Origin of the sequence: Streptomyces roseicoloratus, from assembly GCF_004117935.1 — a bacterium.
GTDB lineage: Bacteria > Actinomycetota > Actinomycetes > Streptomycetales > Streptomycetaceae > Streptomyces > Streptomyces roseicoloratus.
In genome coordinates this window covers 48808-74332 of record NZ_SDOY01000142.1, presented here as the reverse complement: position 1 = coordinate 74332, position 25525 = coordinate 48808, and the positions used below count along the sequence as shown (strand labels likewise).

Annotated in this window: 20 protein-coding genes; 10 read left to right on the top strand and 10 right to left on the bottom strand. The window is 74.0% G+C overall.

Going from position 1 to position 25525, the window contains the following annotated elements; genetic code table 11:
- Positions 1 to 78 precede the first annotated feature (78 nt).
- From ESG85_RS22830 to ESG85_RS22800, 7 genes are all read right to left on the bottom strand, one after another.
- A complete protein-coding gene (locus tag ESG85_RS22830; RefSeq protein WP_128982179.1) occupies positions 79 to 885 on the bottom strand; it encodes an HpcH/HpaI aldolase/citrate lyase family protein in 807 nt (268 codons plus the stop codon).
- On the bottom strand, positions 882 to 2141 hold the full coding sequence (locus ESG85_RS22825; protein WP_425471267.1) for a CaiB/BaiF CoA transferase family protein: 1260 nt from the start codon (positions 2139 to 2141) through the stop codon (positions 882 to 884). Before ESG85_RS22825 ends, ESG85_RS22830 begins: the two co-directional genes overlap by 4 nt.
- Entirely contained in the window at positions 2138 to 3031 is an 894-nt protein-coding gene (gene rbsK / locus ESG85_RS22820) for a ribokinase (protein ID WP_128982177.1), read from the bottom strand. The genes ESG85_RS22825 and rbsK overlap by 4 nt, the downstream gene beginning before the upstream one ends.
- Entirely contained in the window at positions 3028 to 4368 is a 1341-nt protein-coding gene (locus ESG85_RS22815) for an ADP-ribosylglycohydrolase family protein (RefSeq protein WP_425471266.1), read from the bottom strand. Before ESG85_RS22815 ends, rbsK begins: the two co-directional genes overlap by 4 nt.
- A gap of 206 nt (positions 4369 to 4574) precedes the next feature.
- Positions 4575 to 5786, bottom strand: coding sequence for an ADP-ribosylglycohydrolase family protein (locus ESG85_RS22810; protein WP_128982176.1), 1212 nt, complete (start codon positions 5784 to 5786; stop codon positions 4575 to 4577).
- Positions 5749 to 6885, bottom strand: coding sequence for an ADP-ribosylglycohydrolase family protein (locus ESG85_RS22805; RefSeq protein ID WP_128982288.1), 1137 nt, complete (start codon positions 6883 to 6885; stop codon positions 5749 to 5751). The genes ESG85_RS22810 and ESG85_RS22805 overlap by 38 nt, the downstream gene beginning before the upstream one ends.
- A gap of 620 nt (positions 6886 to 7505) precedes the next feature.
- A complete protein-coding gene (locus ESG85_RS22800; protein ID WP_246095224.1) occupies positions 7506 to 8618 on the bottom strand; it encodes an ADP-ribosylglycohydrolase family protein in 1113 nt (370 codons plus the stop codon).
- 253 nt (positions 8619 to 8871) lie between these two features.
- Here ESG85_RS22800 and ESG85_RS22795 point away from each other — a divergent pair, with 253 nt between their 5' ends.
- The 6 genes from ESG85_RS22795 (at position 8872) to ESG85_RS22770 (ending at position 18330) form a co-directional block, all read left to right on the top strand.
- Entirely contained in the window at positions 8872 to 9600 is a 729-nt protein-coding gene (locus ESG85_RS22795) for a VIT1/CCC1 transporter family protein (RefSeq protein ID WP_128982174.1), read from the top strand.
- Between the two features lie 628 nt (positions 9601 to 10228).
- Positions 10229 to 14800, top strand: coding sequence for a glutamate synthase large subunit (gene gltB, locus ESG85_RS22790; RefSeq protein WP_128982172.1), 4572 nt, complete (start codon positions 10229 to 10231; stop codon positions 14798 to 14800).
- Positions 14793 to 16253 (top strand): glutamate synthase subunit beta, encoded by a 1461-nt coding sequence (locus ESG85_RS22785; protein ID WP_128982170.1) that lies wholly within the window; start codon positions 14793 to 14795, stop codon positions 16251 to 16253. The genes gltB and ESG85_RS22785 overlap by 8 nt, the downstream gene beginning before the upstream one ends.
- A gap of 278 nt (positions 16254 to 16531) precedes the next feature.
- Positions 16532 to 17251, top strand: a complete 720-nt coding sequence (locus ESG85_RS22780; RefSeq protein WP_128982168.1) for a VWA domain-containing protein — start codon at positions 16532 to 16534, stop codon at positions 17249 to 17251.
- 72 nt (positions 17252 to 17323) lie between these two features.
- Complete coding sequence (locus tag ESG85_RS22775) at positions 17324 to 17719, top strand: VOC family protein (protein ID WP_128982166.1); 396 nt, start codon at positions 17324 to 17326, stop codon at positions 17717 to 17719.
- An 83-nt stretch (positions 17720 to 17802) separates the two neighbouring features.
- Positions 17803 to 18330, top strand: a complete 528-nt coding sequence (locus ESG85_RS22770) for a pyridoxamine 5'-phosphate oxidase family protein (protein WP_128982164.1) — start codon at positions 17803 to 17805, stop codon at positions 18328 to 18330.
- Between the two features lie 42 nt (positions 18331 to 18372).
- Here the strand turns inward: ESG85_RS22770 and ESG85_RS22765 are convergent, their stop codons facing one another.
- The gene (locus ESG85_RS22765) at positions 18373 to 19371 is read right to left on the bottom strand and encodes an acyl-CoA dehydrogenase family protein (protein WP_128982162.1); all 999 of its coding nucleotides are present in this window, start codon (positions 19369 to 19371) and stop codon (positions 18373 to 18375) included.
- The gene (locus ESG85_RS22760) at positions 19371 to 20525 is read right to left on the bottom strand and encodes an acyl-CoA dehydrogenase family protein (RefSeq protein ID WP_128982161.1); all 1155 of its coding nucleotides are present in this window, start codon (positions 20523 to 20525) and stop codon (positions 19371 to 19373) included. Before ESG85_RS22760 ends, ESG85_RS22765 begins: the two co-directional genes overlap by 1 nt.
- A gap of 55 nt (positions 20526 to 20580) precedes the next feature.
- On the opposite strand from ESG85_RS22760, the gene ESG85_RS22755 reads away from it, so the two are divergent.
- The 4 genes from ESG85_RS22755 to ESG85_RS22740 are packed head-to-tail and all read left to right on the top strand — an operon-like array spanning position 20581 to position 24398.
- Positions 20581 to 21750 (top strand): acyl-CoA dehydrogenase family protein, encoded by a 1170-nt coding sequence (locus tag ESG85_RS22755; RefSeq protein ID WP_246095223.1) that lies wholly within the window; start codon positions 20581 to 20583, stop codon positions 21748 to 21750.
- A complete protein-coding gene (locus ESG85_RS22750; RefSeq protein WP_128982159.1) occupies positions 21747 to 22568 on the top strand; it encodes an SDR family oxidoreductase in 822 nt (273 codons plus the stop codon). Before ESG85_RS22755 ends, ESG85_RS22750 begins: the two co-directional genes overlap by 4 nt.
- 21 nt (positions 22569 to 22589) lie before the next feature.
- The gene (locus ESG85_RS22745) at positions 22590 to 23204 is read left to right on the top strand and encodes a TetR/AcrR family transcriptional regulator (RefSeq protein ID WP_128982157.1); all 615 of its coding nucleotides are present in this window, start codon (positions 22590 to 22592) and stop codon (positions 23202 to 23204) included.
- Positions 23205 to 23240: 36 nt separating this feature from the next.
- Positions 23241 to 24398 (top strand): acetyl-CoA C-acetyltransferase, encoded by a 1158-nt coding sequence (locus ESG85_RS22740; protein ID WP_128982155.1) that lies wholly within the window; start codon positions 23241 to 23243, stop codon positions 24396 to 24398.
- 197 nt (positions 24399 to 24595) lie between these two features.
- Here the strand turns inward: ESG85_RS22740 and ESG85_RS22735 are convergent, their stop codons facing one another.
- Positions 24596 to 25522: a tyrosine-protein phosphatase gene (locus ESG85_RS22735; protein WP_128982153.1), complete on the bottom strand. Its 927-nt coding sequence runs from the start codon at positions 25520 to 25522 to the stop codon at positions 24596 to 24598.
- Positions 25523 to 25525 lie beyond the last annotated feature (3 nt).

The window sequence follows — 25525 nt, the reverse complement described above, 5'->3', positions numbered from 1 at the left end:
CGCCATTTCCGCCCGCGCCGTGCGGGTCAGCGCCCGACCGCCGAGGCGGGCCCCGGGCCGTGATCCGGAGGACACCGCCTACGCCCGGCGGGCCGCCAAGGCCAGGACGCGGCGGGCGCGGACGACGACGGCAGCGTCGACGAAGCGGCCGTCGGGCAGAGCGAGGGCGCCGTCCTGGACCTCCGCCGCCTTGACGACTTCTTCGGCGGCGGCGATCTCGTCGGAGGTGGGGAGGTAGGCCCGCTCGATGACCGGGAGCTGGCGGGGATGGATCGCCGCCCGGCCGAGGAATCCCAGCGCCCGGCCGCGCGCGCAGCTCGCGGCAAGGGCGTCGAGGTCGCGGACGTCGGGGTGGACGGACTGGACGGGCGGCGGCAGGGCGGCGGCCCGGGCGGCGACCACGACCCGGCTGCGCGGCCAGTCGAGCCCCCGGTCCTCGCGTACGCCCAGGTCGGCGGCGAGGTCGGCCTCGCCGAGCGCGATGCCGTGGACCGAGGGGTGCGCCGTGGCGATGGCGTACGCGTGCTCCACCGCGAGCGCGTTCTCCAGGAGCGGGTAGAGCGGGAGGCCCGCGGAGAGCTCGACGATCCGGGCGATGTCAGTGGCGTGTGTCACCTTGGGAACACGGAGAGCGACGAGTCCGGGCAGGGAGACCAGGGAAGGGATGTCGCGGAATGCGTGGACACGGACATGGACCGGTACGGGCTGGGGATCGGCGAGCAGTTCGCGGGTGGCCGCGAGGGCGTAGGCCCTGCGGTCCGGGGCCACCGCGTCCTCCAGGTCGACGATGACGACGTCGGCGCCGGAGGCGAGGGCCTTGCGGACCACGTCCGGGCGGTCGCCCGGGGCGTAGAGCCAGGTGAGGGGAAGGGTGCTCGGGTTCATACGGCTCCTTCGGCGCGCAGCGCGTCGATCTCGTCGGGACCGAGGCCGAGCTCCGTGAGGAGTGCGGCGGTGTCGGCGCCGTGCGGCCGGCCGGCCCAGCGGATGGCGCCCGGGGTGTCGGAGAGCCGGAAGAGCACGTTCTGCATCCGGATCGGGCCGAGCTCCGGGTCCGGGACCTCGGTGACCGTGCCGAGGGCCTGGAACTGGGGGTCGTCGAGGACGTCCCGGACGTCGTAGACGGGGGCGATCGCGGCCTCCGCCTTCTCGAACGCGGCCAGGGCCTCGTCGCGGGTGTGGCGGGCGATCCACGAACCGACCGCCTCGTCGAGGACCTCCGCGTGGGTGGCGCGGCCGGTGCCGGTGGCGAACCAGGGCTCGTCGATCAGCTCCGGGCGGCCGACGAGGCGCAGCACGCGTTCGGCGATGGACTGGGCGGAGGTGGAGACGGCGACCCAGGAGCCGTCGGCGGTCCGGTACGTGTTGCGCGGGGCGTTGTTGCGGGAGCGGTTGCCGGTGCGCGGCTGGACGTAGCCGAGCTGGTCGTACCAGAGGGGGTGGGGTCCGATGACGGAGAGCATCGGTTCGATGATGGCCATGTCGACGACCTGGCCGTGGCCGGTGGTGTGCCTCGCGGCGAGCGCGGTCATCACGGCGTACGCGGTGGTGAGGGCGGCGATGGAGTCGGCGAGGCCGAAGGGCGGCAGGGTCGGCGGTCCGTCGGGTTCGCCGGTGATGGCGGCGAAGCCGCTCATCGCCTCGGCCAGGGTGCCGAAGCCCGGGCGGTGGGCGTACGGGCCGAACTGGCCGAAGCCGGTGACGCGGGCGAGCACGAGCCGCGGGTTGACGGTGGACAGCTCCTCCCAGCCGAGCCCCCAGCGTTCGAGGGTGCCGGGGCGGAAGTTCTCCACGATCACGTCGGCGTCGGCGGCGAGCCGGAGCAGGGTGTCGCGGCCGCCGCGGGTGGACAGGTCGAGCGTCATCGTCCGCTTGTTGCGGCCGAGGACCTTCCACCACAGGCCGACGCCGTCCTTGGCGGGGCCGTGGCCGCGGGACGGATCGGGCTTGCGCGGGTGCTCGATCTTGACGACGTCGGCGCCGAAGTCGCCGAGCAGGGTGGCGGCGAGCGGCCCGGCGAAGAGGGTGGCGAGGTCGAGGACGCGCAGCCCGTCGAGCGGCCGGGCGGGTGCGGCGGGGCCGGTGGCGTCGGGCGGGTCGGCGGGGCCGGTGGCGGGTGCGGACGGGTGCGGGGCGTTCACGCGAGGGCCGCCTCGATCGCGACGCGGTAGGGCATCGAGGTGGACGCGCCCGCGTGCTGCACGGAGAGCGCCGCCGCCGCGGCCGCCCAGTCGAGGGCCTCCGGCATGGGCCTGCCCTCGGTGAGGGCCACGGCCAGGACGCCCACGAAGGTGTCACCGGCGGCGGTGGTGTCCACGGCCCGGACGCTGGGGGCGGGCACGGTCAGCGGTTCGGCGCCGCGCGCGGCGTAGAGGCAGCCGGCGGAGCCGAGCGTGACCACCACCTCGGGCACCCAGTCGAGCAGCGCCTGTGCGGCGGCGTGCGGGTCGGTGCGGCCGGTGAGGGCGACGGCCTCGTGCTCGTTCGGCACCAACAGGTCGGTGGCGGCGAGGAGTTCCGGAGGGAGGGCGCGTACGGGGGACGGCGTGAGGACGGTGCGGACGCCGCGCTCGCGGGCGGCGCGGGCGCCTTCGACGACGACGGAGAGGGGGAGTTCGAGCTGGAGTAGCAGGGCGTCGGCGGTGCCGATCAGGGCCTCGTCGCCGTGGTCGAGGGAGGTGACGGTGCCGTTGGCGCCGGGGACGACGACGATCGCGTTGCCGCCCTCGTCGTCGACGACGATGTGCGCGGTGCCGGACGGGCCTTCGACGGTGCGCAGCAGGTCGGTGTCGACACCGCTGTGCTCCAGGGCGCTCCGCATCCGCAGGCCGAAGTCGTCGGCGCCGACCGCGCCGATCATCGACACCTCGGCGCCGGCGCGGGCCGCGGCGACGGCCTGGTTGGCGCCCTTGCCGCCGGGCACGGTGAGGAACTCGCGGCCGGTGACGGTCTCGCCGCGGGCGGGTGCCTTGGCCACATAGGCCACGAGGTCCATGTTCGTGCTGCCGAGTACGACGATGCTGCTGGTCATGGGCGTACTGCCTCCGAGTGCGTCAGTGCGGCCAGGGTGTCGAAGCCGATGCCGTCGAAGGACGGCACCGAGGTCGAGAGACGGTTCTTGAGAGGAGAGGTCCAGAATGCGGGAAGCCGCTCGGGGTGACCGGCCAGCAGCCCCGCGACCGAGCCGGCGGTGGCGCCGTTCGAGTCGGTGTCCCAGCCGCCGGAGACGGCCGCGCAGACGGAGCGCGTGAAGTCGCCGTCGGCGTGGGTGAGCGCGGCGGCGAGGAGGGCGGCGTTGGGCACGGCATGGACCCAGTGGTACCCGCCGAGCGCGGCGTGGAGCCGGTCCACGACGGTGTCGAAGTCGTGGTGCCCGGGGTGGGCGCGGGCGGTGGCGATGCCGCACCGGACCGCCTTCGCCAGCCGGGACTCCGGCGGCACGACCGCGAGCCCGGCGGCCAGGGACTCGTGCACGTCGGCGGCGCCGCCCGCGGCGGTGGCGATCGTCGCGGCGACGAACATGGCTCCGTACACGCCGTTGGCGGTGTGGGTGAGCACCGCGTCCCGGTGGGCCTGCCGGGCGGCGCCGGCCGGGTCGCCGGGGTTGGTCCAGCCGTGCACGTCGGCGCGGATCTGCGCGCCGATCCACTCCCGGAACGGGTTGCGGCGGGTGGCGGTGAGCGGCGGCTCGACGCCGTCGAGGAGGTTGCGGTAGGCGATCCGCTCGGCGGTGAACGTCCGCCCGGCGGGCAGTTCGCCGAGCCAGAGCCGGGCGACGTCGGCGGTGGTGAAGCCGCGGCCGTGCCGCTGGAGGAGCAGCAGGTTGAGGAGGGGGTAGTTGAGGTCGTCGTCCTCGGGCATCCCGTCGATGTTCTCGGCGAGGGAGGTCCCGGCGGAGCGGCGGTTCCAGGGATGGGCGACGAGCAGCTCCGGCGGCACGCCGCGCTCCGTGAACCAGCCGTCGAGGGGCCAGTTGCCCGCGGCCCGGGCGAGTGCCCGGATCGCGGGCAGCGGCAGCTTCTCGACGGGCTTCCCGAGCAGACATCCGACGGCCCGGCCGAGCCAGGCGGCGTGCAGCCGGGGGAGCAGGGCGTCGTCCCGTGACGGGCGGGCGGCGGCCGTGTCGGCGCAGGCGGGAGCAAGAGCGGTGACGGCGGAGAGCGGTGTGGGTTCGTGGTGCGCCAGAGGCGAGGGGAGAGCGGCCAGGGCGTCGAGCAGCTCCTCGGCCAGGGGACGCAGACCGGGGCGCGGGGTGGGGGAGGCACCGGCCGTGGCCGGGGCCGCGGGGCCACCGGCGGCGTGCCAGCGAGCGGCGAGGGCGCGCGCGTCACGACCGTCCTCGGCGGCCTGCCGCAGCTCGTGCCCCACCAGATCCTCGGGCTGAACCCAGGTGAGCCGGACGCCGCCGGAGACGGCAGCGGACGCCGTCGCGGCGGGCGCGGCCGTGCCGGGCGGCGTCCTGTCGGGCGGCGTCCTGCCGGGCGGCGTCCTGTCGGGAGGCGTCGCGCCCGAGGTCGTCGGGCCCGGAGCCGTCGTTCCGGGATCCGGCCTTCTGGCAGCCGTCGGTCCGGGGGTCATCGGGTGGTGTCCGTCAGGGTCGCGTAGGCCGACTCGTGGGCGCGGCGGCGGGCCGTGTCGCGGATGAAGACCTCGTGGGTCACCGCCGTCAGCGCGGTCGCCGGGCCGTGCAGGTCGAGCCGGCTGGCCTCGGCCACCTGCTTCGCCCACTCCGCCGGGACGGCGGACTCGCCGTGCAGCGCGCCGGAGAGCGCGCCCGCCATGGTGGCGATCGAGTCGCAGTCACGGCCGTAGTTGACGGCGCCGAGGACCGTGCGACGGTAGTCGCCCTCGCCGACGAGCAGCATTCCCAGCGCGACGGGAAGTTCCTCGATCGCGTGCACGCGGGACGGGCGGCGGGCGTCGAGGGACGGGGCGCGGTAGTCGGGGCCGACCGAGTCGTACGGGGCGACGGCCGCGCGCAGCGGTCCCAGCGCCGTCTCGAAGTCGCGGTGTCCGTCCGCCACTTCGGCGACCGCCTCGATCGCCGCCCGGGTGCCGTCCTTCGCCAGGGCGATCGCCGTGTCGACGACCGAGCGCGGTGTGGCGCCGGGCGCGCACGCCGCCGCCACCGCCGCCGCGAAGACACCCGCGGCCTCCCGCCCGTACGAGGACTGGTGGGCGCCCGCGATGTCGAGGGCCTCGGTGTAGGCGCCCGCCGGGTTGGCCGCGTTGACCAGGCCGACCGGCGCCATGTACATGGCCGCACCGCAGTTGACGACGTTCCCGTTGCCGGCCTCGCGAGGGTCGGCGTGTCCGTAGTGGAGCCGGGTGACGATCCACTTCTCGGCCAGGAAGACCCGCTGGAGCGGCAGCGCTTCGGCCTCCAGCTCCGGGATCCAGACCGTACGGCCCATGAGTTCGGGCACCAGGTGCTCGGCGACCGCGTACGCGTCGAGGTGGTCGCGGACCTTCTCGTACACCCTGATCAGGGCGTGCGTCATGAGGGTGTCGTCGGTGACGTGTCCGTCGCCCTTGTGGTACGGCGCGATGGGGCGCGCGGTGCGCCAGGCCGCGCCGTTCCAGGGGCCGACGACGCCGGTGACGCGGCCGCCGTGGCGTTCCACGATCTGCTCGGGGGCGTAGCCCTCGACGGGGCCGCCGAGGGCGTCGCCGACGGCGGCCCCGAGCAGGCTGCCGGTGATCCGGTCGTCCAGCGTGGGGACGGGAGGACGAGGGACGGAGGTGATATCAGGTGTTCCGGTGGTTTGGGGTGTTTGCGGGCTCATGGCGGAATTGTCCACCCGTGGCCGCCGGTTCCGTGGCTGCGAGGAGACCGGCGAGTTCGACCAGGTCCGTGCCCGCGAGGCGGGGCAGCGCGCAGCCCGCGAGCCTGCGGCACGCCTCCCGCCAGGTCGCCGGTACCGAACCTCCGCCGCCCAGCGCGCCGGTGAGCGCCCCCGCGAGGGCCGGGGCCGAGTCGGCGACCCGGGACAGGCAGGCGGCGGCCGGCACCGCCGCCGCCACGTCGCCGCGGGCGGCCAGGGCCAGGGCGAGGGCGACCGGGACGGTCTCGGCGGCGGCGATGCCGTAGCTGTAGACGTGGTCCACGATCTGGTGCTCCAGGAGCGGGACCAGCTCGAAGGCGGTGGCGGAGGTACGGGCGAGCCGCACCGCGTGCCGGCCGTTGCGGCCGATCTCCGTCGCGGGCGGCAGCTGCGCGAGTGCCGCCTCCACCGCCTCGCCGGCCGACGCCCCGCCGAGAGCGGCCGCGACCGCCGCCGCCATCGCGCGGGCACCGTGGACCCCGTCACCGTCCTGGGTGTAGCGAGCGTCGAACTCGGCGAGTCCGGCGGCGGCGAGCGGTTCGCCCGGGTGGGCGAGCGCGAGGACGGCGGCGCGTACGCAGGCGGCGTCGTCGAAGTAGTGCGGGTTGTCGTGGCCGGTGGCCGGCGGGCGCAGACCGGTGGCGAGATTGCCGAGCCCGGCCCGGACGGAGATCCGGGCGCGGAGCGGAAGGACCGCCGACTCGACCTCGGGCGCGCGGTCGGCCGCGGCGGCGACCTGGCTCGCGAGGGCGTTCCAGGCGAGGTCGACGGCGGCGGGCAGACGGCGTTCCGGGGCGAGGGTACGGAAGAGGGGGCCGGACGCGGAGAGCAGGGCCTCGGCGGTGAACACGGCCCACTCGGCGTCGTCGGACGGTCCGAGGCGCAGCGGCTCGGGCGGCTGGTTGAGGGCGATGGGGACGGGGAGGGTGGTGGTGGCGTTGTCCTCGGCGAAGGTGTCGAGCTCGCGGGTGAGACGGCGTGTCCACTGCGGCATCCGCGCGGCCCGGTGCCGCGCGGCGGGCCACCCGGCGGCGTCCCCCGCGGCGAGCCCGAGCAGCATCCCCTCGACCCGCTCTCCGTACGGCACCCCCGACCGCCGCCGTCGCCGCACCCCGAGCACGGGCGCCCGCCGCCGTCCGCCCGGGGCATCGCCGGACCCGCGACCGCCGACGGAGGCGGCGGGCGCCCCGGTGTGCTCCCCGTGCCGCGCCGGGGCGGCCGGGGCGCCGACGGCGCGGTCGGGGGCGATGCCGCGTGCGGCGTCACCGGCGGGCACGGTGCCGGGCCCTTCGGCGCACGTCCCACGCCGGGTCGGAGCGGCCGGTCCGGTGGCCTGCCCGGCGGCCGTCGGCCACGTCGGGCGGCCCGGCTTTCCGGCCTCGTCGCGGGGGAGGCGGCGACCCGCGCCGGCCGTGCCCCGTGCCGCGCCGGTGTCGCCGTCGGCCGGCGGCCACGGCAGGTCGGCCGCCGCCCCGCGTCGACGCGCCCGCGAGATCTCCTCCGAGCCGCTCGCCCGTGCTGCCCCGCCCGGCGCCGACGCCCGCGAACCGTCGCCAGGCGGCGCCGAGTTCGCCTCCTGCGGCAGCGGCAGCGGCAGCGGCAGCGGCAGCGGCGGCGGCAGGTGGCCGGGGGCCTCCGGTGGGTCGTCCGGGCGGGCCGTGGCGGTCGGGTCGGCGCTCATCAGGAGTCCTCCTCCGGAGTCAGCAGGTCCGCGATGTCCAGGACGTGGTAGCCGCGCATCGAAGGGAGGCAGCTGCCGGCGACCGGCGGGATGACGGAGGACCACTCCTCCGGGATCGCCGCGGCGCCGCCCAGCGCACCGGCGAGCGCACCGGCGACCGCCGCCGTCGTGTCGGCGTCGCGGCCCATGTTGACGGCGGTCAGGACCGAGGTGCGGAAGTCCCCGCGGGCGGCGGCGAACGCGCCGAAGGCGAGGGCCACCGCCTCCGGCGCCAGGTCGGTCCACGGATAGCCGCCGATGACCACCGCCGAGCGCACCGCGCGTTCCCGCGTCAGCGGATCCGGCTCCACCCGCTGCGCCGCCACGACCGCGCGCCGCATCGAACGCGCCGTCCAGGAGTCCATCGACACCACCGAGAGCGCCGCCGCGATCACCGACGTGACCGTCGCGCCGCCCATCGCCGCCGCGACGCCGGCCGCGACCGCCTGCCCGCCGTAGATGCCCTCGCCCTCGTGGCTGACGCTGCCGTCGATCGCGACCAGCCGCGCCGCCTCCGCGGGCCGCCCGGCGGCGAAGACGCCGAACGGCGCCGCCCGCATGGCGAGGCCGTCGCTCCACGCGTGCCGGTGCTGTGCCGAGATGGGCGCGGCCAGCCCCCGGCGGAGGTTCTCCAGAGTGCCGCGCTCGGAGAAGCCGGCGCCCCGGAAGGGGCCCTCGTCCAGGTCGGCGATCCAGTGGTGCCAGGCCCGTTCGACATGGGCGACGGTGAGGGCCGAGCCGTGCCGGGCGAGCAGCAGCCCGGAGAAGACGGCGTACTCGGTGTCGTCCGTTCCCGCCGGACGGTCCGTCAGGAAGCCCTCGATCCGGCCCCAGCGGCGGCGGATCTCGGAGGGGCGCAGGTTCTCGGCGGGCGCGCCGAGCGCGTCGCCCACCGCGAGCCCGAGCAGCGCACCCCGCGCCCGCTCCCGCAGCCCGATCCCCGCACCCGCACCCGCACCCGCACTCGTTCTTGTACCCGCTCCCGTACCCGTGCCCGTGCCCGTGCCCGTGCCTGTACCCGTACCCGCCCACCCCGTCGCCGTCGGCGCCCCGCCGCGCATCTCCCCGGTCATCTCGTCCTCGCTCCCCTTCCGTTCGCCCGCCTCTCCTCCCCATCCCTGCCACGCGCGCGGCTCCGACGCTCACAGAAACGTTTCTGTCACTCCGTTGACGGCCTCCTGACGTCTCGTCAGCCGTCCTCGCCCGCCAAGGTGAGCCTTAGTAAGTACGGCCTGCCTTGCTGGCGGGCCCCTTACATCGGGCGTATTTTCGATCGTGTCGAAGGGGGGCGGGCAGCCGAACCCGCAGGAAGACAAGGGGAGAAGCATGTCCATCATCGAAGCCGTCGCACCGCTCCACGAGGCCCACCGCGACAACCACACCCACCGTGACGTCAACGGCGGCTGGCTGCGGCCCGCGGTCTTCGGTGCGATGGACGGGCTCGTCTCCAACCTCGCGCTCATGACCGGCGTGGCGGGCGGCGCGGTCTCCTCGCAGACCGTCGTCATCACCGGTCTCGCCGGACTCGCCGCGGGCGCCTTCTCGATGGCCGCCGGCGAGTACACCTCCGTCGCCTCGCAGCGCGAGCTCGTCCAGGCCGAACTGGACGTCGAGCGGAGCCAGTTGCGCAAGCACCCGATCGACGAGATGGAGGAGCTCGCCGCGCTCTACGTCTCCCGTGGCGTCGAGCCCGCGCTGGCCCGCGAGGTCGCCATGCAGCTGTCCCGCGACCCGGAGCAGGCGCTGGAGATCCACGCCCGCGAGGAACTGGGCATCGACCCCGACGACCTGCCGTCGCCGACGGTCGCCGCCGTGTCGTCGTTCGGCTCGTTCGCGCTCGGCGCGCTGCTGCCCGTCCTGCCGTACCTGCTCGGTGCGACCGCCCTGTGGCCGGCCGTCCTGCTCGCCCTGGCCGGACTCTTCGCCTGCGGCGCGCTCGTCGCCCGGGTGACCGCCCGCAGCTGGTGGTTCAGCGGTCTGCGCCAGCTCGTCCTCGGTGGCGCCGCCGCGGCCGTCACGTACGGACTCGGCATGGCCTTCGGGGCCGCGCTGTAGCCGTACGGCCGGCTGCGGACCGTACGCCCGGGACGGAGGCCCCTGCGGAGGCTCCGGTCCCGCGGCCCCCGGCGCGTGCCGCGCGACCCCCACGGGGCGTGCCGCGAAACCCCTCGCGGTCCCCGCGCCCCCCGGCGCGTGCCGCGAAACGCCTCCGTGCCCGCAAAGCCCCTGGTCGTCCCGGCCGGGGGTCTTTCGCGTGCGCGCGTGCGGTTCGTCCGCTCATCGGGCACCCTGTCGCTGTGACGTATCTCCCTGGGCGGATCGGCCGCCCAGGTGGGACACTATGCACAGCGCCACATAACTAGCCGGTTACCTGCCGGTTTCGAAACCTCGCCCGCCGGGCATGAGGGACAAGCGCCGCGGGCAATGAAGCCCGCTCTGCGACGGGTCGCCGGACACCCCGGAGTCACCCCGGAATCCTCGATCCGTCCCCCACGGGAACGCCGCCGTTCCCGTGCCCCGCAGCTGAACCACCCGCCACCGCCCGTATCGGCGGTGTCCGCATGCTGGAATGCGCTATCCGCTTCTCGAGAAGCCAGCCATCATGTAACCTGCACGAAATTTCGCGGAGGGCCAACGTCGTCCCTCGGCTGCTGCATATGCCACGACGACGACGGGAGAGCCGATGCGTTCCGACGCCTGGTCGCCCATGGACGGTCGCCCCGCTCCGCAGGGGATGTACGACCCCCGTAACGAACACGACGCCTGTGGTGTCGGGTTCGTGGCCACCCTGACCGGTGTTGCCAGCCACGCGCTGGTCGAGCAGGCGCTGACCGTACTGCGCAACCTCGAGCACCGCGGCGCCACCGGCTCCGAGCCCGACTCCGGAGACGGCGCCGGCATCCTGCTCCAGGTCCCGGACGCCTTCCTGCGCGAGGTCACCGACTTCGAGCTCCCCGAGGCCGGCTCCTACGCCGTCGGCATCGCCTTCCTCCCCGCAGACGGCTCCGCACAGGCCGTCTCGGAGATCGAGACGATCGCGTCCGAGGAGGGCCTGACCGTCCTCGGCTGGCGCGAGGTCCCCGTCGCCCCCGAGCTGCTCGGCGCCTCCGCCCGCTCCACCATGCCGGTCTTCCGCCAGCTCTTCGTCGCCGACGGCGAGACCAGCGGCATCGCCCTCGACCGCAAGGCCTTCGTCCTGCGCAAGCGCGCCGAGCGCGAGGCGGGCACCTACTTCCCGTCGCTCTCCGCCCGCACCATCGTCTACAAGGGCATGCTGACCACCGGCCAGCTCGAGCCCTTCTTCCCGGACCTGTCGGACCGCCGCTGCGCCACCGCCGTGGCCCTGGTCCACTCCCGGTTCTCCACCAACACCTTCCCGAGCTGGCCGCTCGCCCACCCGTACCGCTTCGTCGCGCACAACGGCGAGATCAACACGGTCAAGGGCAACCGCAACTGGATGACCGCCCGCGAGGCCCAGCTCGCCGGCGACGTCTTCGGCACCGCCGCCGACGGCCGCGGCATCGAGCGGATCTTCCCGGTCTGCACGCCGGACGCCTCCGACTCCGCCTCCTTCGACGAGGTGCTCGAACTGCTCCACCTCGGTGGGCGTTCCCTCCCGCACGCGGTCCTGATGATGGTTCCCGAGGCGTGGGAGAACCACGACTCCATGGACCCGGCGCGCCGCGCCTTCTACCAGTACCACTCCACCCTGATGGAGCCCTGGGACGGCCCGGCCTGCGTCACCTTCACCGACGGCGTCCAGGTCGGCGCGGTCCTCGACCGCAACGGTCTGCGCCCCGGCCGCTACTGGGTCACCGACGACGGCCTCGTCGTCCTCTCCTCCGAGGTCGGCGTCCTCGACATCGACCCCGCCAAGGTCGTCCGCAAGGGCCGTCTGCAGCCCGGCAAGATGTTCCTCGTCGACACCGCCGAGCACCGCATCATCGAGGACGACGAGATCAAGGCCGCCCTCGCCGCCGAGCAGCCGTACGCGGAGTGGCTGGAGACCGGCGAGATCGAGCTCTCCGACCTCCCCGAGCGCGAGCACATCGTGCACACCCACGCCTCGGTCACCCGCCGCCAGCAGACCTTCGGCTACACCGAGGAAGAGCTCCGCGTCATCCTCGCCCCGATGGCCCGCACCGGCGCCGAGCCGATCGGCTCCATGGGCACGGACTCGCCGATCGCGGCCCTGTCCGAGCGCCCGCGGCTGCTCTTCGACTACTTCACCCAGCTCTTCGCGCAGGTCACCAACCCGCCGCTGGACGCCATCCGCGAGGAGCTCGTGACGAGCCTCCGCTCCTCGCTCGGCCCGGGCAGCGACCTGCTCGACCCGACCTCGGCCTCCTGCCGCTCGGTCACCCTGCCCTTCCCGGTGATCGACAACGACGAGCTGGCCAAGCTCATCCACATCAACGCCGACGGCGACATGCCCGGCATGAAGGCCGTGACGCTGTCCGGCCTCTACCGGGTCACCGGCGGCGGCGACGCCCTCGCCGCCCGCATCGAGGAGATCTGCGCCGAGGCCGACGCGGCGATCGAGGGCGGAGCCCGCCTGATCGTCCTGTCCGACCGGCACTCCGACGCCGAGCACGCGCCGATCCCGTCGCTGCTGCTCACCGCGGCCGTCCACCACCACCTCATCCGCACCAAGCAGCGCACCAAGGTGGGTCTGCTGGTCGAGGCCGGCGACGTCCGCGAGGTCCACCACGTCGCCCTGCTCATCGGCTACGGCGCCGCCGCCGTCAACCCGTACCTCGCCATGGAGTCCGTCGAGGACCTGGTCCGGGCCGGCACCTTCATCACGGACATCGAGCCCGAGCAGGCCATCCGGAACCTGATCTACGCCCTCGGCAAGGGCGTCCTCAAGGTCATGTCCAAGATGGGCATCTCCACCGTCGCCTCCTACCGCGGCGCCCAGGTCTTCGAGGCCGTCGGCCTCGACACCGCCTTCGTCGAGAAGTACTTCAACGGCACCGCCACCAAGATCGGCGGCGCCGGCCTCGACGTCGTCGCCAAGGAGGTCGCCGCCCGCCACGCCAAGGCGTACCCGGTCAGCGGAGTCGCCTCGGCGCACCGCGCCCTGGAGATCGGCGGCGAGTACCAGTGGCGCCGCGAGGGCGAGCCGCACCTCTTCGACCCGGAGACGGTCTTCCGCCTGCAGCACGCCACGCGCTCCAAGCGGTACGACATCTTCAAGAAGTACACGGACCGGGTGAACGAGCAGTCCGAGCGCCTGATGACGCTCCGCGGTCTGTTCGGCTTCACCTCCGACCGCCCGTCGATCTCCGTCGACGAGGTCGAGCCGGTCTCCGAGATCGTCAAGCGCTTCTCCACCGGCGCCATGTCGTACGGCTCCATCTCGCGCGAGGCCCACGAGACCCTCGCCATCGCCATGAACCAGCTGGGCGGCAAGTCCAACACCGGTGAGGGCGGCGAGGACCCGGAGCGCCTGTACGACCCGGAGCGCCGCTCCGCGATCAAGCAGGTCGCCTCCGGCCGCTTCGGCGTGACCTCGGAGTACCTGGTCAACGCGGACGACATCCAGATCAAGATGGCCCAGGGCGCCAAGCCCGGCGAGGGCGGCCAGCTGCCCGGCCACAAGGTCTACCCGTGGGTCGCCAAGACGCGTCACTCGACGCCGGGCGTCGGCCTGATCTCCCCGCCGCCGCACCACGACATCTACTCCATCGAGGACCTGGCGCAGCTGATCCACGACCTCAAGAACGCCAACCCGGTCGCCCGCATCCACGTGAAGCTGGTGTCCGAGGTCGGCGTCGGCACGGTCGCGGCCGGCGTGTCCAAGGCCCACGCGGACGTCGTCCTCATCTCCGGCCACGACGGCGGTACGGGCGCCTCGCCGCTCACCTCGCTGAAGCACGCGGGCGGCCCCTGGGAGCTCGGCCTCGCCGAGACCCAGCAGACCCTGCTGCTCAACGGGCTGCGCGACCGGATCGTCGTCCAGACCGACGGCCAGCTGAAGACCGGCCGCGACGTCGTCATCGCCGCGCTGCTCGGCGCCGAGGAGTTCGGTTTCGCGACCGCGCCGCTCGTCGTCTCCGGCTGCGTCATGATGCGCGTCTGCCACCTGGACACCTGCCCGGTCGGCATCGCCACCCAGAACCCGGTGCTGCGCGACCGCTTCTCCGGCAAGGCCGAGTACGTCGTCAACTTCTTCGAGTTCATCGCGCAGGAGGTCCGCGAGCTCCTCGCCGAGCTGGGCTTCCGCTCGATCGAGGAGGCCGTCGGCCACGCCGAGCTGCTCGACACCAGCCGCGCCGTGGACCACTGGAAGGCGCAGGGCCTGGACCTGGAGCCGCTGTTCCACGTGCCCGCACTGCCCGAGGGCGCGGTCCGCCACGCCCTGGTCGAGCAGGACCACGGCCTGGAGAAGGCCCTCGACAACGAGCTGATCCAGCTCGCCGCCGAGGCCCTGAACGCCGAGTCCGCCGAGGCCGCCCAGCCGGTGCGCGCGCAGGTCCCGATCCGGAACATCAACCGGACCGTCGGCACCATGCTCGGCCACCACGTGACGAAGAAGTTCGGTGGCGCGGGCCTGCCCGCCGACACCATCGACATCACCTTCACGGGCTCCGCGGGCCAGTCCTTCGGCGCCTTCCTGCCGGCCGGCGTCACCCTCCGCCTGGAGGGCGACGCCAACGACTACGTCGGCAAGGGCCTCTCCGGCGGCCGCGTCATCGTCCGCCCGGACCGCGGCGCGGACCACCTGGCGGAGTACTCCACCATCGCGGGCAACACCATCGCGTACGGCGCGACCGGCGGCGAGCTGTTCCTGCGCGGCCGCACCGGCGAGCGCTTCTGCGTCCGCAACTCCGGCGCCCTGGTCGTCTCGGAGGGCGTGGGCGACCACGGCTGCGAGTACATGACCGGCGGTACGGCGGTCGTCCTCGGCGAGACCGGACGCAACTTCGCGGCCGGCATGTCCGGCGGCGTCGCCTACGTCATCGACCTCGACCGGGACAACGTCAACTCCGGCAACCTGGGCGCGGTCGAGGCCCTGTCGGACACCGACAAGGCGTGGCTGCACGACGTCGTGCGCCGCCACCAGGAGGAGACCGGCTCCACCGTGGCCGAGAAGCTCCTCGCCGACTGGGACGCGGCGGTGGGCCGCTTCAGCAAGATCATCCCGACCACGTACAAGGCAGTGCTCGCCGCCAAGGACGCCGCTGAGCTCGCCGGTCTCTCCGAGGCCGAGACCACCGAGAAGATGATGGAGGCGGCGACCAATGGCTGACCCCAAGGGCTTCCTGACCACCGGGCGCGAAGTCGCCGAGACCCGGCCGGTGGGCGAGCGCGTCAAGGACTGGAACGAGGTCTACGTCCCCGGCTCCCTGCTGCCGATCATCAGCAAGCAGGCCGGCCGCTGCATGGACTGCGGCATCCCGTTCTGCCACAACGGCTGCCCGCTCGGGAACCTGATCCCCGAGTGGAACGACTACGCCTACCGCGAGGACTGGTCGGCCGCGTCCGAGCGCCTCCACGCCACCAACAACTTCCCGGAGTTCACCGGCCGCCTGTGCCCGGCTCCGTGCGAGTCGGCGTGCGTGCTCGGCATCAACCAGCCGGCCGTCACCATCAAGAACGTCGAAGTCTCCATCATCGACAAGGCGTGGGACGCCAACGACGTCAAGCCGCAGATCCCCGAGCGGCTCTCCGGCAAGACCGTCGCCGTCATCGGCTCCGGCCCGGCCGGTCTGGCCGCCGCGCAGCAGCTGACCCGGGCCGGCCACACCGTGGTCGTGTACGAGCGGGCCGACCGCATCGGTGGTCTGCTGCGCTACGGCATCCCCGAGTTCAAGATGGAGAAGCGGCACATCAACCGCCGCATCGAGCAGATGCGCGCGGAGGGCACCAAGTTCCGCACCGGCATCGAGATCGGCCGCGACCTCACCGCCACCGACCTGCGCAAGCGGTTCGACGCGGTCGTGATCGCCGCCGGCGCCACCACCGCCCGCGACCTGCCCGTGCCGGGCCGCGAGCTCAAGGGCATCCACCAGGCGATGGAGTACCTGCCGCTCGCCAACAAGGTCGTCGAGGGCGACTTCGTCACCCCGCCGATCTCCGCCGAGGGCAAGCACGTCGTCGTCATCGGCGGCGGCGACACCGGCGCCGACTGCGTCGGCACGGCGCACCGCCAGGGCGCGGCCTCGGTCACGCAGCTGGAGATCATGCCGCGCCCGGGCGAGGAGCGGAACGCCAACCAGCCCTGGCCGACCTTCCCGATGCTCTACAAGGTCACGTCCGCGCACGAGGAGGGCGGCGAGCGGGTCTACTCCGTCTCCACCACCCACTTCGAGGGCGACGAGGACGGCAACGTCCAGTTCCTGCACCTGGTCGAGGTCGAGTTCGTCGACGGCAAGCTCACCCAGAAGCCGGGCACCGAGCGGAGGATCCCCGCCCAGCTGGTCACGCTCGCGATGGGCTTCACCGGCACGGACGTGGAGAACGGCCTGGTCGCCCAGTTTGGTCTGGACCTCGACGAGCGGGGTAACATCGCGCGTGACGCGGACTTCGCCACCAACGTCGATGGCGTCTTCGTCGCCGGTGACGCCGGCCGCGGTCAGTCGCTGATCGTGTGGGCCATCGCGGAGGGCCGCTCGGCCGCCCGCGGCGTGGACCGCCACCTCACGGGCGCCAGCTCCCTGCCGGCCCCGATCCGCCCGACGGACCGTGCGCTGACGGTCTGACGGCCTCGCACGGCCGGTCCGGTCCGCCGGACCACCCCTCATCCGTCCCGTACAACGACGTGCGGAACTGAGCGCGGCGCTTGCCCCACTGTCCCCGACCTGGACGACCGGGCGAGCGCCGCGGCGCGTCCGGGTCGCCGGACGCGGGACCGCCCAGGGCCTCGGACGCGGGACGCGCCGGGCCTCGGACGCGGGACACCGGGGGTCCGGGACGCGCGGCACCCAGGGGTGCTCCGTCCCCTGCCAGGGACGAGGCGGAGCGCCGTACACTGCGGGGCGTGGCTCTGAGTCTGCGCAAGGTCGAGGAGACGGCGCCCGCGCTCGTCGATCTGTACAAGAAGGCGGGGGACTCGCTCCGGCGGCACGGGATCGACGGTCAGCGGCTCGCCGTCTACCTCGTCGTCGACTACTCCGGCTCGATGAAGCCGTACTACGCCGACGGCAGCGTGCAGGCCCTCGCCGACCGGGTGCTCGGGCTCTCCGCGCAGCTCGACGACGACGGCCGGGTGCCGGTGGTGTTCTTCTCCACCGACGTCGACGCGGAGGCCGACATCGTGCTGGGGGAGCACGAGGGGCGGATCGACCGGATCGTGGCCGGTCTCGGCCACATGGGGAAGACCAGCTATCACCTGGCCATGGACGCGGTCATCGACCACTACCTCGACAGCGGGGCGAACGCGCCCGCCCTCGTCGTGTTCCAGACCGACGGCGGGCCGATCAACAAGCCGGCCGCCGAGCGGTACGTCTGCAAGGCGGCCCGGCTGCCGATCTTCTGGCAGTTCGTCGGCTTCGGCGACCCGGGCAGCCGGCAGTTCGAGTTCCTGCGCCGGCTCGACGAGCTGGCGGTTCCGGCGAAGCGGCCGGTCGACAACACCGGCTTCTTCCACGCCGGGAAGGACCCGCGCCGGGTCAGGGACGAGGAGCTGTACGACCGGCTGGTCGCCGACCTGCCCGCCTGGCTGGCAGCCGCCCGGGCGCGGGGCATCGTACGGACCTGAGCGGGCGCGGGGCGGGCGGGCGCGGGAGTAAAGGGGTCGCCGGTCGTCCCGACGGCAGGCGAACATGACCGCATGACCTCTCTCGTGCGACACATCACCATCGACTGTTCCGACGCCTACGCCCTCGCCTCCTTCTGGGCCCGGGCCCTGGACTCCAAGCTCTCCGACGACGACGTCCCCGGCGATCCGGAGGCGCTCGTCGAGGCGCCCGGCACCGGCCTGCTCTTCATCCAGGTCCCGGAGAAGAAGACGGTGAAGAACCGGGTCCACCTGGACCTCCAGCCGCAGGACCGCACCCGTGACGAGGAGGTCGAGCGGCTGATCGCGCTCGGCGCGACGCTCTTCGACGACCAGCGCCGTCCCGACGGCACCGGCTGGGTCGTCCTCCACGACCCGGAGGGCAACGAGTTCTGCGTCGAGCGCGGCAAGGCCGAGCGCGCCGCCGCCGAGGCCGCGGCGCAGTCCTAGGGCGGCGCGGGTCCGCAGGAGACAGGCTTCTGTCCGGAGCAATCCGGACAGAAGATGTCGGGTTTCCGGTGTTCCCTGGAACCATGGGAATCACCGGAACCACCCCGACCGCCGTCCCCTGGTCCGCCTTCGAGGCCGCCGAACCCGAGCTCGCCGTCACCGTGCGCGAGCGCTTCGGCCAGTACACCCACCACGCCCTCGCCACCCTGCGCAAGGACGGCTCGCCGCGGCTCAGCGGCATCGAGGCCGACTTCCGGGCCGGAGAGCTGTGGCTCGGCATGATGCCCGACTCGCGCAAGGCCCGTGACGTGCTGCGCGACCCGCGCTTCTCGCTGCTCGCCAACCCGGGCGAGGGCACGAGCATGGGCGGCGGCGACGTCCGCGTCTCCGGGCGGGCGGTCGAGATCACCGATCCCGGGAAGCTGGACTGGTACGCGGGCGAGGTCGGCATGCCGATGCCGTTCCACGTCTTCCGGATCGAGCTGACGGAGGTCGTCAGGACGTCCGTCGACGGCGAGGAGATCGTCCTGCGCACCTGGACGCCAGGGCGCGGCGTACGGACGCTGCGGCGCGGCACCGACGACAGCCCGGCCCGCGAGGACCGGTCCTGAAGGGGCGCCGCGAGGACCGGTCCCAGGGGGTGTCAGACGGTGTCAGACACCTCCCTGGCCGCGCGCCGCCAGCACCCGCGCCCGGCACCAGGACGGTGTGCCCCAGGCGTCGCGCAGGGGGCGGGCCTTGCGCAGCCAGAGGGAGAGGTCGAGTTCCTCGGTGTAGCCGATGGCGCCGTGGATCTGGAGGGCCGTGCCGGCGGCGGCGTAGGCGGCCTCACCGGCCGCCGCCTTGGCCGCCGCGAGATCGCCGCTCTCGAAGGTGAGCGCCGCTCCGAACAGCAGCGGCCTGGCGAACTCCAGGCCGATCAGCGTGTCCGCGAGCCGGTGCTTCACCGCCTGGAACGCGCCGATCACCGTGCCGAACTGGCTGCGCTGCTTCGCGTACGCCACCGTCCGGTCCAGGAGCGCGAGCCCGACGCCCAGCGACTGGGCCGCCGTCGCGAGCAGCGCCCAGTCCTGCGCGTGCCGCGCCGCCGCGGCCACGGCGGGCCCCGCCGCCAGCAGCTCGCCGCCCGGCGCGGGCCGCGCCGGCCGTCGTACCGGATCGGCGGACACCCGTATCTCCTCGTGCCCGGGCGCGAGCCGCAGCTCCTCGCCGTCGACGGCGAGGACCGGCCCGGCGGCGTCCGGATCGAGCGCGTACGGCGAGACCTCGGCCATCGCCAGCGTCGCCACCGTCTCCCCGGACACGAGTCCCGGCAGCAGCCGCTTCGCCGGGGCCGGCTCGCCCAGCGCCGCCAGTTCGGCGAGCAGCGCGGTCGCCGCGACCGTCTCCACCAGCGGCCCCGGGACGGCGTGGCGGCCCGACTCCACGAAGGCGTGGGCGAGTTCGACGGGCAGCGGCCCCGCGCCCCCGTACGCCTCGGGCGCCGCGAGCGCGAAGACCCCGGCCGCCCCGAGCCGCGCCCACAGGGCCCGCCCGGCCGCCGGTTCGCCGGCCGCCCAGGCCCGAGCCACCGCCGGGGTGTCCGCCGCGGTCAGCATCGCGTCGAGGGAGCGGGTGAAGGCGCGCTGTTCGTCGGTCGGCAGGAAACGCATCAGCGGCGGCCCTTCGGAAGGCCGAGCAGGCGCTCGGCGATGATGTCGCGCTGGATCTCGTTGGTGCCCGCGTAGATCGGCCCCGCGAGCGCGAAGACGTGGCCCTCGGCCCAGGCCGTGTCCGCCCGTTCGCCGTCCGGGCCGAGCAGGTCGAGCGCGGTCTCGTGCAGGGCGATGTCGTACGTCGACCAGAACACCTTGTTCAGGCTGGACTCGGCGCCGGTGCTCCCGCCCGCCGCGAGCCGGGCGGCGCCGGCCGCCGTGAACAGCTGGTAGGCGCGCGCCCCGATCACCGCGTCCGCGACCCGGTCGCGCAGCGCGGTGTCCCCCTCGTCCGCCCGCTCCCGCCACAGCCGTACGAGCCGGTCGGCGGCGGCCAGGAAGCGGCCGGGGGAGCGGAGCGTGAGCCCGCGCTCGTCGCCCGTGGTGGACATGGCGATCCGCCAGCCCTGGCCCGGCTCGCCGATGACGTCCTCGTCCGGCACGAACACCTCGTCCAGGAACAGCTCGGCGAAGGCCGGTTTGCCGTCGAGCCGTCCGACGGGGCGCACGGTCACACCGGGGGCGCGCAGGTCGAACATCAGACAGGTCAGGCCCCGGTGCGGGCGGCCCTCGGCCGCCGGTGCCGGGTCGGTGCGGAAGATGCCGAAGGCCCGGTCGGCGAAGGCGGCCCGCGAGGACCAGGTCTTCTGCCCGGTCAGCAGCCAGCCGCCGTCGGTGCGCACCGCGCGCGAGGTGAGCGCGGCGAGGTCGGAGCCGGCCCCGGGCTCCGACCAGGCCTGCGCCCAGATCGTCGCGCCGGTCGCCATGGCCGGCAGGACCCGGGCCCGCTGCTCCTCGGTGGCGTGCGCGAAGAGGGTGGGCGCGAGCAGGCTGATGCCGTTCTGGGAGACGCGTCCGGGCGCGCCCGCCGCGTAGTACTCCTCCTCGAAGGCCAGCCAGCGGAACAGGTCGGCGCCGCGGCCGCCGTACTCCTCCGGCCAGGAGACCACCGACCAGCGGTCGGCGGCGAGTTCGGCCTCCCAGGCGCGATGGGCGGCGAAGCCCTCCTCGGTCTCCAGGGACGGCAGCGGCTCGGCGGGCACGTGCGCGCGCAGCCAGGCGCGGGCCTCCGCCCGGAACTCCTCGGTCTCCGCGTCAGGGGTGAGGTCCATCGGGCGTCGCCCTCCATTCTTCCCTAACAAGTGTTTGGTAGGTTAACGTACGGCCATGAGCAGCGCCATGAGGAGCGCCACCGGCGGCGTCGAGGAGTTCCGCGCCGCGATACGCGACTGGCTCGGGGAACAGCTGCGCGGCGACTTCGCCGCGCTGCGCGGCCTCGGCGGACCCGGCCGGGAACACGAGGCCTTCGCCGAACGCCTCGCCTGGGAGCGGCACATGGCCGCCCACGGCTGGACCTGCGTCGGCTGGCCGGAGGAGTACGGCGGCCGCGGCGCGAGCATCGAGCAGCAGATCGCCTTCCACGAGGAGTATGCCCTCGCCGACGCCCCCGCCCGCGTCAACCACATCGGCGAACAGCTCCTCGGCCCCACCCTCCTCGACCACGGCACCGAGGAGCAGAAGGCCCGCTTCCTGCCGGGGATCCGGGCCGTCGAGGAACTCTGGTGCCAGGGCTACAGCGAGCCCGACGCCGGCTCCGACCTCGCCGCCGTCCGCACCCGCGCCGTCCGCGACGGCGACGCCTGGGTCGTACACGGCCAGAAGACCTGGACCTCCCTCGCCCACGAGGCCCAGTGGTGCTTCGTCCTCGCCCGCACCGAGCCCCGCGCCCCCGGCGCCCGCCCGCATGCCGGGCTCTCCTACCTCCTCGTCCCGCTCGACCAGCCCGGAGTCGAGATCCGGCCCATCACCCAGCTCACCGGGACCGGCGAGTTCAACGAGGTCTTCTTCGACGGCGCCCGGACACCCGCGAGCCACGTCGTCGGCGCGCCCGGCGACGGCTGGCGCATCGCCATGGCCACCCTCGGGTACGAACGCGGCGTCTCCACCCTCGGCCAGCAGGTCGGCTTCCGCCGCGAACTCGACGCCCTCGTCGCGCTCGCCCGCGCCAACGGCGCCGCCGCCGACCCGCTCCTGCGCGACCGGCTCGTCCGCGCCTGGACCGGACTGCGCGCCCTGCGCGCCAACGCCCTCACCGGCACCGACCCGTCCCTGGCCAAGCTCTGCTGGTCCCACTGGCACCGCGACCTCGGCGAGCTCGCCATGGACGTACGCGGCGCCGCCGCGACCCTCGCCGCCGGCGAGCCGTACGAACTCGACGACTGGCAGCGGCTGTTCCTCTTCTCCCGCGCCGACACCGTCTACGCCGGATCCAGCGAGATCCAGCGGAACATCATCGCCGAGCGGGTGCTCGGCCTCCCGAAGGAGCCGCGCCCATGAGCACCCCGCCCGGGCCCTCACCCGCGTCCCCGCCCCCGTACGTGCCCGGCCACGGGCTGCTCGCCGGCCGCACCGCCGTCGTCACCGCCGCCGCCGGCGCCGGGATCGGCGGCGCCACCGCCCGCCGTCTCCTGGAGGAAGGCGCCCGCGTCCTCGTCAGCGACGCCCACCCGCGCCGCCTCAAGGAGACCGAGACCGCCCTCGCCGCCGAGTTCGGCGCCGACCGGGTCGCCGCCCAGCCCTGTGACGTCACCGACGAGGCCCAGGTCAGGGCCCTGTACGACACGGCCGTACGGCACCACGGCGGCCTCGACGTCCTCGTCAACAACGCGGGCCTCGGCGGCACCGCCGAACTCGCCGACATGACCGACGAGCAGTGGCACCGCGTCCTCGACGTCACCCTCACCGGCACCATGCGCTGCACCCGCGCCGCCCTCCGCCGCTTCCGCGACACCGCCCGGACCGGCGGCCACCGGGGCGTGATCGTCAACAACGCCTCCGTCGTCGGCTGGCGCGCCCAGGCAGGACAGGCCCACTACGCCGCCGCCAAGGCCGGTGTGATGGCCCTGACCCGCTGCGCCGCCGTCGAGGCCGCCGCGTACGGCGTCCGCGTCAACGCCGTCGCGCCCTCCCTCGCCATGCACCCGCACCTCGTCAAGGTCACCTCCGCCGAGCTCCTGGAGGAGCTGACCGCACGCGAGGCCTTCGGACGGCACGCCGAGCCCTGGGAGGTCGCGAACGTCATCGTCTTCCTGGCCAGCGGCTACTCCTCGTACATGACCGGGGAGACCGTCTCGGTCAGCAGCCGGCACCCGTAGCACGCGTACCACAATGGACCCGTGCCAACGACGAAGAAGAAGACGCAGGTGACCGCCTCGCCCGAGCGGCGCAGGGAGCTCCTCGACACGGCGGCCGAGGTGTTCGCCGCCCAGGGGTACAACGCCACCACCGTCCGCAGGATCGCGGACGAGGCGGGCATGCTCGCCGGCAGCCTCTACTACCACTTCGATTCCAAGGAATCGATGCTCGACGAGATCCTCTCCACCTTCCTCACCGAGCTGTGGGACGGCTACGACGCCGTGCTCGCCGCCGATCTGGGCCCCCGGGAGACCATCGAGGCCCTCGTCACCGAGTCCTTCCGGGAGATCGACCGGCACCGCGCCGCCGTCGCGATCTACCAGAAGGAGGCCCGTCACCTCACCGACCAGCCCCGCTTCCACTACCTCGCCGACTCGCAGGTCAGGTTCGAGAAGGCCTGGCTCGGCACCCTGGAGCGCGGCGTCCGGTCCGGCGCCTTCCGCGCCGACCTCGACGTCCGGCTCACCTACCGCTTCGTGCGCGACACCGTCTGGGTCGCCGCGTCCTGGTACCGCCCCGGCGGGCAGCACAGCCCCGAGGAGATCGCCCGCCAGTACCTGTCGATGGTGCTCGACGGGATCGCCGTACGCACCTGATCCCCATCCCTTCAGGATCCCTTCAGGAGGAACAGCATGGCCGAGGCCTACATCGTCGAAGCGGTCCGCACCCCGGTGGGCCGCCGCAGGGGCGGACTCGGCGCCGTCCACCCGGCGGACCTCGGCGCCCACGTCCTGAAGGCCCTCGTCGAGCGGAGCGGCGTCGACCCGGCCGCCGTCGAGGACGTCGTCCTCGGCTGCCTCGACACCGTCGGGCCGCAGGCCGGCGACATCGCCCGCACCTGCTGGCTCGCCGCCGGACTGCCCGAGGAGGTCCCCGGCGTCACCGTCGACCGCCAGTGCGGCTCCTCCCAGCAGGCCGTCCACTTCGCCGCCCAGGGCGTGCTGTCCGGCACCCAGGACCTGGTCGTCGCCGGCGGCACCCAGAACATGACCATGATCCCGATCGCCTTCGCCTCCCGGCAGGCCGCGGAACCCCTGGGCCTCACCCAGGGCCCGTACGCCGGGTCCGAGGGCTGGCGCGCCCGGTACGGGGACGCGCCGGTCAACCAGTTCCACGGCGCCGAACTCATCGCCGCCAAGTGGGGCATCAGCCGCCGCGACCAGGAGGAGTTCGCCCTGCGCTCGCACCGGCGGGCGATCCGCGCCATCGATGAGGGCCGCTTCGCCCGCGAGACCGTGCCCTACGGGGACGTCACCGTCGACGAGGGACCGCGGCGCGACACCAGCCTGGAGAAGATGGCCGGGCTCGACCCGGTCGTCGAGGGCGGCACCATCACCGCCGCCTGCTCCTCCCAGGTCTCCGACGGCGCCGCGGCGATGCTGATCGCGAGCGAACGCGCCGTACGCGAGCACGGGCTCACCCCCCGCGCCCGGATCCACCACCTGTCGGCGCGCGGCGAGGACCCCATCCGGATGCTGTCCGCGCCGATACCCGCCACGGCGCACGCCCTCAAGAAGACCGGGATGACCATCGACGACATCGACCTCGTCGAGATCAACGAGGCCTTCGCCCCGGTCGTCCTCGCCTGGCTGAAGGAGACCGGCGCCGACCCGGCCCGCGTCAACGTCAACGGCGGCGCGATCGCCCTCGGCCACCCGCTCGGCGCGACCGGCGTGAAGCTGATGACGACCCTCCTGCACGAGCTGGAACGCACGGGCGGCCGCTACGGGCTCCAGACCATGTGCGAGGGCGGGGGACAGGCGAACGTGACGATCATCGAGCGGCTGTAGGGGGAAGCGGCCGCGGGAGGAGCACCGGCCGCCGCAAGGGGACCGGCCGCCGTACGGGAATGCGCGCGGCCCGCGCCCTCGCGGGGTGCGGGCCGTACTGTCGCCGGGTGAGAGCGGCTCACGCGCCGGGTGCGGGCCCGTACTGCCGCCGGGCGCGGGCCTCGCTCTCTCGCGTACGGCTCGTCAGGTACGGCTCGTCAGACGACCAGCCGCTCCCGCAGGCCCGCCAGGGTGCGCAGGTCGAGGCCCAGGCCGTCCGTCACGTACCGGTAGAGGCCGCCGTAGCCGGTGCGGACCTCGGCGAGGGCCGCGTCCAGGTACTCCCGGCGCACCTCCTGGAGCGGGATGATCAGGTCCGGGTCCTGCATCAGCCCGCCCTGCCTGAGGCCCTCGCGCACCCGGGCGTCGTAGGCGGCGCGGAAGGCGTTGGACGCCAGGTAGTCGTCCGTGGCCGAGCGCTCCGGCACCCCGACCAGTGTCAGCACCAGCCAACTCGCCCAGCCCGTACGGTCCTTGCCCGAGGTGCAGTGGAAGAGCTGCGGGCCCTGGCCCGGCGCGGCGAGTTCGCGCAGGGTCGCGCCGAACCGCTGCCGGTTGGCGGCGTTCGTGACGAAGGTGCGGTACACCTCGGTCATGAAGGCCGCCGCCCGGCCGTCGCCCAGCATCTCCTCCTGCCGGACCGGGTCGCGCGAGCCGATCGCGGTGAGCAGCTGCCCGAACAGCCCGTTGTCCGTGACCGACCGGGCCACCCCGGCGACGCCGGCCGGCAGCCGGTCCGCGCCGTCGTACTGCACCTCCAGGGGGATCCGGAAGTCGACGACGCGGGTGAGGCCCAGCGCGCCGATCGCGGCCACGTCCGCGTCGGTCAGCCTGCCGAGGTGGTCGCCGCGGTAGACCCGTCCCGTACGGACCCGGGCACCGTCGTAGGTGAGGTATCCGCCCAGGTCACGGACGTTGACCGCGCCCTGGAGCGGGATCTGCCGGATGGCGTTCGCGGCGAGCGGGGACCCGGACCCGGACCCGGGCCGCCGGTGCCGGGGGCGGGCGAGTGAGGGCGGGGCCGCGGCCGCGAGGAGGGCGGTGACACCGGCGGTGCCCAGCAGGGCGCGTCTCGGCAGAGACATGGC